The sequence below is a fragment of the Pseudomonas fontis genome, from assembly GCF_028656955.1.
GTDB classification, from domain to species: Bacteria; Pseudomonadota; Gammaproteobacteria; order Pseudomonadales; family Pseudomonadaceae; genus Aquipseudomonas; species Aquipseudomonas fontis.
On the sequence record NZ_JAMDGY010000067.1, the window covers coordinates 1 to 12,630 of the forward strand.

At 62.7% G+C, this 12,630-nt stretch carries 13 protein-coding genes; 5 read left to right on the forward strand and 8 right to left on the reverse strand.

The features are described 5' to 3' along the window. Window positions 1-33: 33 nt before the first annotated feature. Window positions 34-366 carry a YnfA family protein gene (locus tag M5G11_RS19760; protein ID WP_273912028.1) on the reverse strand — a complete coding sequence of 111 codons (333 nt, stop codon included), beginning with the start codon at window positions 364-366 and terminating at the stop codon, window positions 34-36. Between the two features lie 51 nt (window positions 367-417). After that, entirely contained in the window at window positions 418-1,233 is an 816-nt protein-coding gene (locus tag M5G11_RS19765; RefSeq protein WP_273912029.1) for an SDR family oxidoreductase, read from the reverse strand. A gap of 232 nt (window positions 1,234-1,465) precedes the next feature. Between M5G11_RS19765 and M5G11_RS19770 the strand changes: the two genes are divergently transcribed. Further along, window positions 1,466-1,618 (forward strand): DUF3309 family protein, encoded by a 153-nt coding sequence (locus tag M5G11_RS19770; protein ID WP_010224169.1) that lies wholly within the window; start codon window positions 1,466-1,468, stop codon window positions 1,616-1,618. Between the two features lie 187 nt (window positions 1,619-1,805). On the opposite strand, the gene M5G11_RS19775 is transcribed toward M5G11_RS19770, so the two are convergent. The 3 genes from M5G11_RS19775 to M5G11_RS19785 all read right to left on the reverse strand — a co-directional run bounded on the left by M5G11_RS19775 (window position 1,806) and on the right by M5G11_RS19785 (window position 4,813). Beyond that, window positions 1,806-3,464: a cation acetate symporter gene (locus tag M5G11_RS19775; RefSeq protein ID WP_273912030.1), complete on the reverse strand. Its 1,659-nt coding sequence runs from the start codon at window positions 3,462-3,464 to the stop codon at window positions 1,806-1,808. Then, the gene (locus M5G11_RS19780; RefSeq protein WP_273912031.1) at window positions 3,461-3,772 is read right to left on the reverse strand and encodes a DUF485 domain-containing protein; all 312 of its coding nucleotides are present in this window, start codon (window positions 3,770-3,772) and stop codon (window positions 3,461-3,463) included. Before M5G11_RS19780 ends, M5G11_RS19775 begins: the two co-directional genes overlap by 4 nt. 192 nt (window positions 3,773-3,964) lie before the next feature. After that, window positions 3,965-4,813, reverse strand: a complete 849-nt coding sequence (locus tag M5G11_RS19785) for a glycine betaine ABC transporter substrate-binding protein (RefSeq protein ID WP_273912032.1) — start codon at window positions 4,811-4,813, stop codon at window positions 3,965-3,967. Between the two features lie 333 nt (window positions 4,814-5,146). Between M5G11_RS19785 and M5G11_RS19790 the strand changes: the two genes are divergently transcribed. Next, window positions 5,147-6,712 (forward strand): glycoside hydrolase family 17 protein, encoded by a 1,566-nt coding sequence (locus tag M5G11_RS19790; RefSeq protein ID WP_273912033.1) that lies wholly within the window; start codon window positions 5,147-5,149, stop codon window positions 6,710-6,712. Window positions 6,713-6,811: 99 nt separating this feature from the next. Here M5G11_RS19790 and M5G11_RS19795 read toward each other — a convergent pair whose 3' ends face one another. Further along, a complete protein-coding gene (locus tag M5G11_RS19795; RefSeq protein WP_273912034.1) occupies window positions 6,812-7,168 on the reverse strand; it encodes a hypothetical protein in 357 nt (118 codons plus the stop codon). 243 nt (window positions 7,169-7,411) lie between these two features. On the opposite strand from M5G11_RS19795, the gene M5G11_RS19800 reads away from it, so the two are divergent. Together M5G11_RS19800 and M5G11_RS19805 are read left to right on the forward strand one after the other, a co-directional pair. Further along, on the forward strand, window positions 7,412-8,710 hold the full coding sequence (locus M5G11_RS19800) for a serine/threonine protein kinase (protein ID WP_273912035.1): 1,299 nt from the start codon (window positions 7,412-7,414) through the stop codon (window positions 8,708-8,710). After that, the gene (locus M5G11_RS19805) at window positions 8,703-9,488 is read left to right on the forward strand and encodes an MlaA family lipoprotein (RefSeq protein ID WP_273912036.1); all 786 of its coding nucleotides are present in this window, start codon (window positions 8,703-8,705) and stop codon (window positions 9,486-9,488) included. Before M5G11_RS19800 ends, M5G11_RS19805 begins: the two co-directional genes overlap by 8 nt. 5 nt (window positions 9,489-9,493) lie before the next feature. Here M5G11_RS19805 and M5G11_RS19810 read toward each other — a convergent pair whose 3' ends face one another. Both M5G11_RS19810 and M5G11_RS19815 read right to left on the reverse strand, forming a co-directional pair. Beyond that, complete coding sequence (locus M5G11_RS19810; protein WP_273912037.1) at window positions 9,494-10,657, reverse strand: patatin-like phospholipase family protein; 1,164 nt, start codon at window positions 10,655-10,657, stop codon at window positions 9,494-9,496. A gap of 111 nt (window positions 10,658-10,768) precedes the next feature. After that, entirely contained in the window at window positions 10,769-11,698 is a 930-nt protein-coding gene (locus M5G11_RS19815; protein ID WP_273912038.1) for a lipid A biosynthesis lauroyl acyltransferase, read from the reverse strand. A 111-nt stretch (window positions 11,699-11,809) separates the two neighbouring features. Here M5G11_RS19815 and minC point away from each other — a divergent pair, with 111 nt between their 5' ends. Next, window positions 11,810-12,571 carry a septum site-determining protein MinC gene (gene minC, locus M5G11_RS19820; protein ID WP_420793838.1) on the forward strand — a complete coding sequence of 254 codons (762 nt, stop codon included), beginning with the start codon at window positions 11,810-11,812 and terminating at the stop codon, window positions 12,569-12,571. The last annotated feature ends 59 nt before the right edge of the window (window positions 12,572-12,630 follow it).

The following is a 12,630-nucleotide window of genomic DNA, read 5'->3' on the forward strand; positions in this document are numbered from 1 at the left end:
TTACGGCAGCGGCTACAAAGATGCTGTTGAGGTTCAGCCCTGCTGCAACCTCGGCCCCAGCACAATCACGGTTGCACCAACCACGCACAGCAACGCCCCAATCCAGTCACTGCCCAACGGCCGGGCCTTTTCCACCAGTGCCAGCCAAACCAGCGAAGTGACGATGTAGATCCCGCCATACGCCGCATACGCCCGCCCGGCATACGCCGCCTCGACCCGCGTGAGAATCAGCCCGAACAACGTCAAACTGACCAGCGCCGGCACCACCCACCAGCCGCTCTTGCCCAGGCGCAGCCACAGATAGAAGGCATAACACCCGCCAATCTCGAACACCGCCGCAAGGAAGAACCAGAAATAATTGATCATGCCGCACCCCTGGCGTCGCGCAAAAACGCCAAGGATACCCGAAGCGGCCAGTCAGTCCTGCGTAGGCTTGCCCTTGGCGCGCATCTTCTCGGCCATGCTGGTCATTTCGTCATACAGCGCCTGCGGGTTGTGCTGCTTGAGCTGCCAGGCCATGCGCCCCTGCTCATGCGGCAAGATCATGAACTCGCCCTGCGCAACCTTCTGGTAGATGTATTCGGCAATGTCGCCAGCACTGATCGGCGAGCTTTCCAGCAACTTGCCCACCTGGGCCTTCATCGTCGGGGTCGGGCCACGGAACGAGTCGAGCAGGTTGGTCTGGAAGAACGACGGGCACACCACATGCACCGCCACTTCCTGCTGGCGCAACTCCACCAGCAAACTCTCGGACAACGCCACCACCCCCGCCTTGGCGACGTTGTAGTTGCTCATTGCCGGCCCCTGCATCAACGCCGCCATCGAGGCGATGTTGATGATCCGGCCCTTGCTGCGTTGCAACTGCGGCAAGAAGGCCTTGCAGCCCTTGACCACGCCCATGAGGTTGATCGCGATCTGCCAGTCCCAGTCTTCCAGCGACAGTTCGGCAAAAAACCCGCCGGACGCCACCCCGGCGTTGTTGACGATCACATCGACGCCACCGAGCCTCTCTTCGCAGGCCTGGGCCAGGGCGGTGAGCTGGCTGTAGTCGCGCACATCACAACGCTGGGTGAAACCATCACCGCCGGCTGCGCGCACCAGCGCGAGGGTTTCCTTGAGGCCGGTTTCGTTGACGTCGCTCAGTGCCAGTTGCCAGCCTGCGCGGGCCCAGCGCAGGGCGATTTCCCGGCCAAGGCCCGATCCTGCGCCTGTGATCATCATGCGGTTTTGCATAGCGGCAAGCCTTGTTCTGCCTTGAAGGTGAACGCCAGTGTAGCGAAGGCCCGGCGTGCGCCCACGCTGTATCAGGATGCTGAATGGCGCGGGCAAACAAGGGCATGGCAGACCGATAAAACTTTCTGCGTAACGCTGAGGTCGGAATTAACAGGCGGGCATGAATCCCATGACCGAACAGCTCGAACAACCGCCAAACGCCTGTCCCCCACTCATCACAAAGGACTCTGCCATGGGCACCATACTTATCATCATCCTGATTCTGTTGTTGATCGGTGGCTTACCTGTGTTCCCCCACTCCAGAAGCTGGGGCTACGGGCCGTCCGGGATCATTGGTACGGTGTTGATCATCCTGTTGATCCTGCTGTTGCTCGGCAAGATATAGGCTCACCGCACCTGCACAATTTGTAGCCGCTGCCGTCAGGCTGCGCTGGAGTCCGCTAGGGCTCCCAAGAACTGCGCCTGCGCTGCAGGCGAGCGCAGCCTGACGGCAGCGGCTACAACAAGCACAAAAAAAGGCAGCACAAAAAAAGGCAGCCCGAAGGCTGCCTTTTCATTACCTGCCGGAACCCTTAGTGCGAGACCGCACCGCTGGCACCCAGGCCGGTTTGCGAACGCACGAACTGTGGGAAGAACAACGCGCGTTCTTCATCAGCCGCTTTCGACTTGTCGGTGATCGAGAAGAACCAGATGCCCACGAATGCAATCAGCATCGAGAACAGCGCCGGGTACTCGTACGGGAAGATCGCCTTCTCGTGACCGAGGATCTGTACCCAAATGGTCGGGCCAAGCACCATCAGGCCCACGGCACTGATCAGGCCCAACCAGCCACCGATCATCGCACCGCGCGTGGTCAGCTTCTTCCAGTACATCGAGAGCAGCAGTACCGGGAAGTTGCAACTGGCCGCGATCGAGAACGCCAGGCCTACCATGAAGGCGATGTTCTGGCTTTCGAAGAGGATGCCCAGGCCGATGGCCAGGACGCCCAGCGCCACCGTGGTGATTTTCGAAACGCGGATCTCGTCCTTGTCGTTGGCCTTGCCTTTGCGCCATACGCTGGCATACAGGTCGTGGGACACCGCCGAGGCACCCGCCAGGGTCAGGCCGGCAACCACCGCAAGGATGGTGGCAAACGCCACTGCCGAGATGAAGCCCAGGAAGATACTGCCACCCACGGCGTCAGCCAGGTGCACGGCCGCCATGTTGTTGCCACCCAGCAGGGCGCCAGCAGCGTCCTTGAAGGCCGGGTTGGTGCTGACCAGCAGGATCGCGCCAAAGCCGATGATGAAGGTCAGGATGTAGAAGTAACCGATGAAGCCAGTGGCATACAGCACGCTCTTGCGCGCTTCCTTGGCGTCGCTCACGGTGAAGAAGCGCATCAGGATGTGCGGCAGGCCAGCGGTACCGAACATCAGTGCCAGGCCCAGGGAGAACGCCGAGATCGGATCTTTCACCAGGCCGCCCGGGCTCATGATCGCTTCACCTTTAGGGTGAACCTTGATCGCCTCGGCAAACAGCGCGCTGAAATCGAAGTTGACGTGTTTCATCACCATCAGCGCCATGAAGCTGGCACCGGAAAGCAGCAACACGGCCTTGATGATCTGTACCCAGGTGGTCGCGAGCATGCCGCCGAACAGCACGTACATGCACATCAGGATGCCCACCAGGATCACCGCGACGTGGTAGTCCAGGCCGAACAGCAGCTGGATCAGCTTGCCGGCACCGACCATTTGCGCGATCAGGTAGAAGGCCACCACCACCAGCGAGCCGGAGGCCGACAGGGTGCGGATTTCTTTCTGCCCGAGGCGGTACGAGGCCACGTCGGCAAAGGTGTATTTACCCAGGTTGCGCAGGCGTTCGGCGATCAGGAACAGAATGATCGGCCAGCCGACCAGGAAGCCGATCGAGTAGATCAGGCCGTCGTAGCCAGAGGTGAACACCAGGGCGGAAATACCCAGGAAGGACGCTGCCGACATGTAGTCGCCGGCAATCGCCAGGCCGTTCTGGAAGCCGGTGATGCGCCCGCCTGCGGCGTAGTAGTCAGAGGCGGAGTTGTTGCGCTTGGATGCCCAGTAGGTGATGCACAAGGTCGCGCCAACGAAGGCCACGAACATGAGGATCGCCGCAATGTTCAGGGGTTGCTTGTGCACGGCACCGGTCAGGGCGTCGGCGGCCCAGACGGCAGGTGCGAAGGCGCCAAAGGCGAGTGTTGCCATTAGACGCCGGATCATTGCTGAGCCTCCTTCAGGATCGCGTTGTTCAGCTCATCGAATTCACCGTTCGCGCGACGCACGTAGATACCGGTGAGAATGAAGGCCGAGATGATCAACCCGACACCGATGGGGATGCCCCAGGTGATCGAGGAGTCAGCCGAGATCTTGGCGCCGAGGATTTGCGGTCCATAGGCAATCAGCAGGATGAAAGCGGAGTAAAGACCGAGCATGATCGCCGAGAGAATCCAGGCGAACCGTTCCCTTTTTGTAACCAGCTCCTTGAACCTCGGGCTGTTTTGTATCGATAGATAAATGCTGTCGTTCATTGTTTTTGTCCTCGCAGCACAGATTAGGTAGTACCCACGCCACTTTATGCTGCCTTCGGACGCACTCCAGACGACCTTAGTCTTAGATGTAAAACTCTTTTTCAGATCCGCTAACAGCCCGCAACGACAAGGGCCGCACGCCTGTAGAACAGTGTGCGGCCCTGGAGGGTGCGAGGTAGAGGCCCTAAGCCATTATTTGCCGGTCCACTCGGCCACGCGCTCGGGGTGTTTGGCGACCCAGTCCTTGGCGGCGGCGTCCGGCTTGGCGCCCTCTTGAATGGCCAACATGACCTCGCCGATTTCGTCTTTCGACTGCCAGGAGAACTTCTTCAGGAACGCCGCCACTTCCGGCGCCTTGCTGTCGAGTTCCTTGCTGCCGATGCTGTTGACGGTTTCAGCGGCGCCATACACGCCCTTGGGGTCGTCGAGGAAGCGCAGTTTCCACTTGGCGAACATCCAGTGCGGCACCCAGCCGGTGACGGCGATGGACTGGTTCTTGGCGTAGGCGCGGCCCAACTCGGCGGTCATCGCCGCACCGGAACTGGCCTGCAGCTTGTAGCCGGTCAGGTCATAGTCCTTGATCGCCTGGTCGGTCTTGAGCATTACCCCGGAGCCGGCATCGATGCCGACGATCTTGTTCTTGAAGCTGGTATCGGTCTTGAGGTCGGCGACGGATTGCGCCTTGACGTATTCCGGCACGATCAGGCCGATCTTGGCGTCCTTGAAGTTGGGGCCGTAGTCGACCACGTTGTCCTTGTTCTTGGCCCAGTATTCACCATGGGTCACCGGCAGCCAGGCCGAGAGCATGGCGTCGAGTTTGCCGGTGGCCACGCCCTGCCACATGATCCCGGTGGCGACCGGCATCAGCTTGACGTCGTAGCCGAGCTTCTGTTTGATGACTTCAGCCGCCACGTGGGTCGTCGCTACACTGTCGGACCAGCCATCGACATAGCCGATGCTCACTTCCTTGGCCATCGCCGGCACGGCGCCCATTGCCAGAACAAGGGCGGTGCCCGCCCCCAGGAGTCGTCGCATTTTCATCAAAGCTTCCCCTCGTTACTTCACGGAAAGTGCAGCGCCCGACGCTGGTCGAATCGCCACGTCTTGTTTTGGTGCAAGGCGCCCCCGTCACGCCGCACAACCTGGACCGACCGCGCATCAGCGGAGTACTGATGCCCTGCATCATCGACCGCCGGGGTTTGCGTGCCTGCTCTGACCGCGACCTCGAAACATCGAGAAACGACATCACAAAGCCAGCAATGCCTGATGTGCCGGGCGTTGTCGGCAAACCCGCCCGAACTTTGCATGCCAAGGGCAAAGCCCGGGGGATTTGCAGGTAGTATTGGCGGCTTTGTCATTCCACCGGTTTGATCCATGCCCACGACTGCCCGCTTTCCGTTATTGCCCTATCTGTTTGCCTGCCTGCTTGGCCTGTTTGCCCTCGGAGGGCTCTGGTATGGCCTTGGCAAGCCGGTGGTGCTGCCAGATGCCGCCAGCGCCACGCACAAGTTGCAGTGCGCCTCCTACACCCCGTTCGACAAGGACCAATCGCCGTTCGACCAGCCGTTCACCCTGCGCCCGGCGCGGATCGACGCGGACCTGGCGTTGCTGTCCAAGCGTTTCGAGTGCATCCGTACCTATTCGATGACTGGCCTGGAGAGCATCCCCGAAGTCGCCCGCAAGTACGGCCTGAAGGTGATGCTGGGGGCCTGGGTGAATGGCAACCCGGTTGATACCGAGAAAGAGATCAAGGCGCTGATCGCCTCGGCCAATGCCAACCCGGACGTGGTCACGGCAGTGATCGTCGGCAACGAGACGTTGCTGCGCAAGGAAGTCACCGGGGCCCGCCTGGCCGAGCTGATCGGCCAGGTCAAAAGCCAGACTTCAGTGCCGGTGACCTATGCCGATGTCTGGGAGTTCTGGCTGCAACACCCGGAGATCGCCCCGGCGGTGGACTTCCTGACCATCCATTTGCTGCCGTACTGGGAAGATGAGCCCAAGGGCATCGCCGATGCGCTGGCGCATGTCGGCGAGATTCGTCATGAGTTCGGCAAGAAGTTCGCCGGCAAGGAGATCCTGATCGGTGAAACCGGCTGGCCGAGCGAGGGTCGCCAGCGCGAAACCGCCGTGCCGAGCCGGGTCAACGAAGCGCTGTTCATTCGTGGTTTTGTCGCTATGGCGGAACAACAGGGCTGGAAATACAACCTGATCGAAGCCTTCGACCAGCCGTGGAAGCGCGCCAGCGAAGGGGCCGTGGGTGGTTACTGGGGTCTGTACGATGCCGACCGCCAGGACAAGGGCGTGCTCGAAGGGCCGGTGACCAACCTGCCGTTCTGGCCGCAATGGCTGGCGGTGAGCCTGGCGGTATTCGCTGCCGCGCTGTTGCTCGCAGGCCGTGTGCGCGGGACCCGCGCGGGCCTGCTGCTGCCGTTGCTGGCGGCGCTGGGTGCAGCGAGCCTGGGCTTGTGGGGCGAGCTGGTGCGGGTCAACAGCCGCTTTGTTGGCGAGTGGCTCTGGGCGGTGCTGCTGGCGGGGCTGAACCTGCTGGTGCTGGCCCATGGCGTGCTGGCGATGGCGCAGCGCAGTGGTTGGCGCGAGCGGCTGTTTGCCTGGCTCGAAGCCCGTGCCGGTTGGTGGGTGGCGGCGGCTGGCTTTGCGGCGGCAGTGAGCATGCTGGCGATGGTCTTCGACCCGCGTTATCGCAGCTTCCCAAGTGCAGCGCTGGTGTTGCCGGCGGTGGTTTACCTGCTGCGCCCGGTGCGCGTGCCACGGGCCGAAGTGGCACTGCTGGCGTTCATCGTCGGGGCCGGGGTGGCGCCACAGCTGTACCGCGAAGGTTTGAGCAGCCAGCAGGCGCTGGTGTGGGCGGGGGTCAGCGTGATGATGGTGGCAGCGTTGTGGCGCTGCCTGCGGATCCGTCAGGAACACCGCCAAAACTGAGGCCAGCTCCCACAAACTCCAACTTGACACAAACCCTGTGAGAGCCAGCAAGGCCGGCTCCCACAGGGAAGGAAGATCAGCCTAGCGTCTGCGGGGGCGTTAGCGACGTACCAGGCGCAACCCGGCAATCACCACCGCAAATACCGCAATGCTCGCGGTGTACAGCACCAACGCCGGGATCCCCACCACCAGCGCCAGCACAGCCACCCCGCGCCCGGCGCAACGCGGCAGCACAAAGCCCAGCACCGCCAGCCCCAGGGCAACCCAGGCCATCACCCGAAAATGGATCATGTAGCCCAAGGTCGAGCGCACCCCGCACTCCCAGGCCTGCACCTGCCCACTGCACAAACCTACCCACTGCGGGTCCTCCATGAACCCATAGCGCACGGCATAACTGGCAGCCAGCCACAACGGCACAAACACCAGCAGCGCTATCAGCGGTAATCGGCGGGACATGCATTACTCCAGAATCAGAAAAATCGGCGCCCAGCATAATCGCCAAATCGCTCTGCGCAAGGCAAAAGCGCTAGCTTCAGCTACTTTAAGCAACAGATAAATGGAACCAATTGTTGCCGTCAGCGTTCTGGTGACGGCAACATCTGGGACGATAAATGCCGGAGCGCCAGGCAACTTTGCCAAGGGCACCAGTGTCCTAGCCTGCGTAACGCCTTTTGCCTTTGCCTTTTCCGGGGACTCGTCATGCTTCGAACACTGCGCCTCGCTGCCCTGTTGGGCGGCCTTCTACTGAGTGCGGCCGCGTCAGCGCGAGATGTCGACGCGGCCACCTACGGTTACCCGTTGACCAACCCGTTCGAGGCCACCATCGCCACCACGCCGCCCGAACTGCGGCCCGAGTTGCCCCACGACGACGACATCAACCAGGCCGACTACAGCCTGAACGTGCGCCCGGAACGCGCCTTCACCCTGCCGGACAACTTCTGGGCGGTGAAAAAGCTCGGCTATCGCCTGGCCCGCCAGGACCACCCGGCCCCGCTGATCTTCCTGATCGCCGGCACCGGCGCGCGCTACGACGCCAGCCTCAACGACTACCTGAAAAAGCTCTATTACAAGGCCGGCTACCACGTGGTGCAGCTGTCCTCGCCCACCAGCTTCGACTTCATCAGCGCCGCCTCGCGCTTCGCCACCCCCGGCATCAGCACGGAAGATGCCGAAGACCTGTACCGAGTGATGCAAGGCGTGCGTGCCCAGCACCCGCGCCTGCCGGTCACCGATTACTACCTCACCGGCTATAGCCTAGGCGCGCTCGATGCCGCCTTCGTCAGCCACCTGGACGAAACCCGGCGCAGCTTCAATTTCAAGCGCGTGCTGCTGCTCAACCCGCCGGTCAACCTCTACACCTCGATCAACAACCTCGACAAGCTGGTGCAGACCCAGGTCAAGGGCATCACCAGCACCACCACGTTCTATGAACTGGTGCTCAACAAGCTGACCCGCTACTTCCAGCAGAAGGGCTACATCGACCTCAACGATGCCCTGCTCTACGACTTCCAGCAGTCGCGCCAGCACCTGAGCAACGAGCAGATGGCCATGCTCATCGGCACCTCGTTCCGCTTCTCCTCGGCCGATATCGCCTTTACCTCGGACCTGATCAACCGTCGCGGGCTGATCATCCCGCCGAAGTACCCGATCACCGAAAGCACCAGCCTGGAGCCGTTCTTCAGACGTGCCCTGCAATGCGACTTCGACTGCTACCTGACCGAGCAGGTGATCCCCATGTGGCGTGCCCGCACCGACGGTGGCAGTCTGCTGCAACTGGTCGACCAGGTCAGCCTCTATGCACTCAAGGACTACCTGAAGAACAGCCCGAAAATCGCCGTGATGCACAACGCCGACGACGTCATTCTCGGCCCTGGCGATATCGGTTTCCTGCGCAACACCTTCGGCGAACGGCTGACCCTGTACCCGCACGGTGGCCATTGCGGCAACATCAATTACCGCGTCAACAGCGACGCCATGCTGGAGTTTTTCCGTGGTTAAAAAACTTCTGTTGATCGCGACGCTGATCGCCAGCAGCCAGGTATTGGCTGAAGAAACCCCGCCGACGCAACCTGTGGTCGACCCCGATGGTTTCACCGAGCCGCTCAAGACCCTGAAATTCAACCCGGGCCTGGACCAGCGCGAATTCGAACGCGCGACCCTGACCGCGCTGAATATCTACGACCCGCTGGAGCCGATGAACCGGCGCATCTACCACTTCAACTACCGCTTCGATCAGTGGGTGTTCCTGCCGGTGGTCAATGGCTACCGCTACATCACCCCGCAATTCGTGCGCAGTGGCGTGAGCAACTTCTTCAGCAACCTGGGCGATGTGCCGAACCTGCTCAACAGCCTGTTGCAGCTCAAGGGCCAGCGTTCGATGGAGATCACCGCGCGCCTGCTGCTCAACACCACCATCGGTGTGGCCGGCCTGTGGGACCCGGCGACCATGATGGGCCTGCCGCACCAGAGCGAAGACTTCGGCCAGACCCTGGGCTTCTACGGGGTGCCGGAAGGGCCGTACCTGATGCTGCCGATCCTTGGCCCGTCGAACCTGCGTGACACCAGCGGCCTGGTGGTGGATTACAGCGCCGAGAACTGGATCAACTTCCTCAACGTGGCTGAAGTCAGCAGCAATCACCCGGAGGTCTGGGTGCTGCGGGCGGTCGACAAGCGCTACACGACGAAATTCCGCTACGGGCAGATGAACTCGCCGTTCGAGTATGAAAAGGTCCGCTACGTGTACACCGAGGCGCGCAAGCTGCAGGTCGCCGAGTAGCCGCGTCAGGCCACCAGCGGCAGGCCGAGGAATCGGCACAGCTGATCGCGCTTGGCCAAGGCATCGCGCCGGCCCAGCTCGATCAGCTCGCTGCAATAGCCGGCTTCGAACAGCAGGTAGCTGAGCACCCCGGCGCCACTGGTCTTGGTCGCCCCCGGACCACGCAGAAACAAGCGCAACGCCGCCGGCAGCTCACGCCGGTGGCGTGCGGCGATCTCATCGAGTGGCTGGCTCGGCGCGACCACCAGCACCTCTACCGGCGCCAGCCCAAGGTGGCGTGGCTGCACATCCGAGGGCAGCAAACGGCTCAGGTGATTGAGCCGCTGCAACAACTCCAGGTCGTCTTCCAGGCTGTCAATGAACGTGCTGTTGAGCAGGTGCCCGCCGATTTGCGCCAGGCTCGGTTGCTGGCCACTGAAAATGCGCTCGCGCGGATCTCCCGGTGAAGGGCTGTGCGGGTTGCCGCTCACCCCGACCACCAGCACCCGGCTCGCGCCCAGGTGCAGCGCCGGGCTGATCGGCGCCGACTGGCGCACCGCGCCGTCGCCGTAATATTCATGGCCCAGCTTGATCGGTGCGAACAGCAGTGGAATGGCCGAGCTTGCCAGCAAGTGCTCGACGCTCAGCTGAGTCGGCAGGCCGATGCGCCGATGGCGCAGCCAGGGGGCGATGGCGCCCTTGCCCTGATAGAACGTCACCGCCTGGCCGGACTCGTAACCGAAGGCCGTCACTGCCACGGCGCGCAGTTGCTGCTGCTCGATGGCATGGCCGATCCCGCGCAGGTCCAGGTGCTGGTTGAGCAGTTTGCGCAGGGGGGAGCTGTCAAGCAGGGCCACCGGCACCTGGGAGCCGAGGCCGAGCAGGCTGTGGCCGACGAAGCGGCTGGCCTGGCGGATGACCCCGGGCCAGTCGCTGCGCAGCACCAGATCGCTGCGAAAGCCTTGCCAGAAGGCAGTGAGGCGGCGAATGGCGTCGGGGAACTGCATCGCGCCGCTGGCCAGGGTGACCGCATTGATGGCCCCGGCAGAGGTGCCGACGATGACCGGGAACGGGTTGGCGGCGCCGGGCGGCAGCAGGTCGGCGATCCCCGCCAGCACCCCGACCTGATAGGCGGCACGGGCGCCACCGCCGGAGAGGATCAGGCCGGTGATCGGGGCTGCTGCTGGCATTGCGGTCCTCCCTGGATGTTGTGGTGAATTCATCGCGGGACGAGCCCGTTCCCACAGTGGTGTGGTGGATGCCCTACCCTGTGGGAGCCGGCCTTGCCGACGATGGCTTCCCTACCTCTTTTCGTACAGCCGCGGCGCCCCCGGCGGGCGCGACTTGAAGCGTCGATGCGCCCACAGGTACTGCGCCGGGCACTCGCGCAAGGCGCTCTCGATCCAGCGGTTGATCCGCAGGCAATCGGCCTCTTCGCTCTCCCCGGGGAAGTCCGCCAGCGGCGCATGGATCACCAGCCGATAGCCGCTGCCATCGGCCAGGCGCTCCTGGGTGAACGGAATCACCCGCGCCTTGCCCAGGCGGGCAAACTTGGTGGTCGCAGTCACCGTCGCCGCCTCGATGCCGAACAACGGCACGAACAGGCTCTGCTTGGCGCCGTAGTCCTGGTCCGGTGCATACCAGATCGCCCGGCCGGCACGCAGCAACTTGAGCATCCCGCGCACATCCTCGCGCTCGACCGCCAGCGAGTCCAGGTTGTGCCGCTCACGGCCCTGGCGCTGAATGAAGTCGAATACCGGGTTCTTGTGCTCGCGGTACATGCCGTCGATGGTGTGCTTCTGCCCCAGCAGCGCGGCACCGATCTCCAGCGTGGTGAAATGCAGGGCCATGAGGATGGCTCCCTGGCCATCACGCTGCGCCGCCTGCAGGTGCTCCAGCCCTTCGATGTGCGCAAGGCGCGCCAATCGAGCCTTTGGCCACCACCAGCTCATGGCCATTTCGAAGAAGGCGATGCCGGTGGAAGCGAAATTTTCCTTGAGCAGGCGCTTGCGTTCGACGGACGGTAATTCAGGGAAGCACAGCTCCAGGTTGCGCGCCGCGATATAGCGGCGTTCGCCCGCCACGCAGTACATGAGCGCACCCAAAGCCCGGCCGACAACCAGCAAAACCCGGTACGGCAGCTGCACGATCAGCCACAACAGGCCCAGCCCCAGCCACAGCGGCCAGAAACGTGGGTGCAGAAAATAAGGACGAAAACGCGGGCGATCCATTCAAGATTCCGAAAAGACGATGGCCGCGCATTCTACAACGGTTCGGTGCGGGTTGCGGCTAACCGGCGTTCTCGTTATAAGTCTGGGCACTTTTTCGTAACAAGCCGCCCTATGCAGACCATGAGCCAAACCCAGACGCCAGACCAAGAACCCGTGTTCCAGCTCAAGGGCAGCATGCTCGCCATTACCGTGCTCGAACTTGCGCAGAACAACCTCGAGGGCCTCGACCGCCAGCTGGCGGCCAAGGTGGCCCAGGCGCCGAACTTCTTCAGCAACACCCCGCTGGTGTTGGCCCTGGACAAGCTCCCGGCAGGTTCTGGCGCGGTCGATCTGCCCGGCCTGATGCGCGTCTGCCGCCATCACGGCCTGCGTACCCTGGCGATTCGCGCCAGCCGTATCGAGGACATCGCGGCCGCCATCGCCATCGACCTGCCGGTGCTGCCACCGTCCGGCGCCCGCGAGCGGCCGCTCGAGCCCGAGCCGGAAGTGAAGAAGCCCGAGCCTGCGCCCGCCCCGCCGCCAGCCCCGGCAGAACCTGCGATCAAGCCGACCAAAATCATCACCACCCCTGTACGCGGCGGCCAGCAGATCTATGCTCAGGGCGGCGACCTGGTAGTGATCGCCTCGGTCAGCCCGGGTGCGGAACTTCTTGCCGATGGCAATATCCATGTGTACGGCGCCATGCGCGGCCGAGCGCTGGCCGGCATCAAGGGCAATACCCGCGCGCGGATCTTCTGCCAGCAGATGACCGCTGAGCTGGTGTCGATTGCCGGGCAATACAAGGTGTCTGAAGATCTGCGTCGCGATCCGTTGTGGGGGGCCGGGGTACAGGTCAGCCTGTCCGGTGACGTGTTGAACATCACACGCCTTTAACGGATACTGCCGCCATTTTCCGCGCAACTTTTCCATATGTTGCCGTTTTTGTATTTTTT

Coding starts and splice junctions, on each gene's coding strand:
- M5G11_RS19770 (WP_010224169.1), top strand. CDS start 1,466: ATGGGCACCATACTTATCATCATCCTGATTCTGTTGTTGATCGGTGGC.
- M5G11_RS19775 (WP_273912030.1), bottom strand. CDS start 3,464: ATGATCCGGCGTCTAATGGCAACACTCGCCTTTGGCGCCTTCGCACCT.
- M5G11_RS19795 (WP_273912034.1), bottom strand. CDS start 7,168: ATGTCCCGCCGATTACCGCTGATAGCGCTGCTGGTGTTTGTGCCGTTG.
- M5G11_RS19760 (WP_273912028.1), bottom strand. CDS start 366: ATGATCAATTATTTCTGGTTCTTCCTTGCGGCGGTGTTCGAGATTGGC.
- M5G11_RS19780 (WP_273912031.1), bottom strand. CDS start 3,772: ATGAACGACAGCATTTATCTATCGATACAAAACAGCCCGAGGTTCAAG.
- minC (WP_420793838.1), top strand. CDS start 11,810: ATGCAGACCATGAGCCAAACCCAGACGCCAGACCAAGAACCCGTGTTC.
- M5G11_RS19790 (WP_273912033.1), top strand. CDS start 5,147: ATGCCCACGACTGCCCGCTTTCCGTTATTGCCCTATCTGTTTGCCTGC.
- M5G11_RS19800 (WP_273912035.1), top strand. CDS start 7,412: ATGCTTCGAACACTGCGCCTCGCTGCCCTGTTGGGCGGCCTTCTACTG.
- M5G11_RS19810 (WP_273912037.1), bottom strand. CDS start 10,657: ATGCCAGCAGCAGCCCCGATCACCGGCCTGATCCTCTCCGGCGGTGGC.
- M5G11_RS19815 (WP_273912038.1), bottom strand. CDS start 11,698: ATGGATCGCCCGCGTTTTCGTCCTTATTTTCTGCACCCACGTTTCTGG.
- M5G11_RS19765 (WP_273912029.1), bottom strand. CDS start 1,233: ATGCAAAACCGCATGATGATCACAGGCGCAGGATCGGGCCTTGGCCGG.
- M5G11_RS19785 (WP_273912032.1), bottom strand. CDS start 4,813: ATGAAAATGCGACGACTCCTGGGGGCGGGCACCGCCCTTGTTCTGGCA.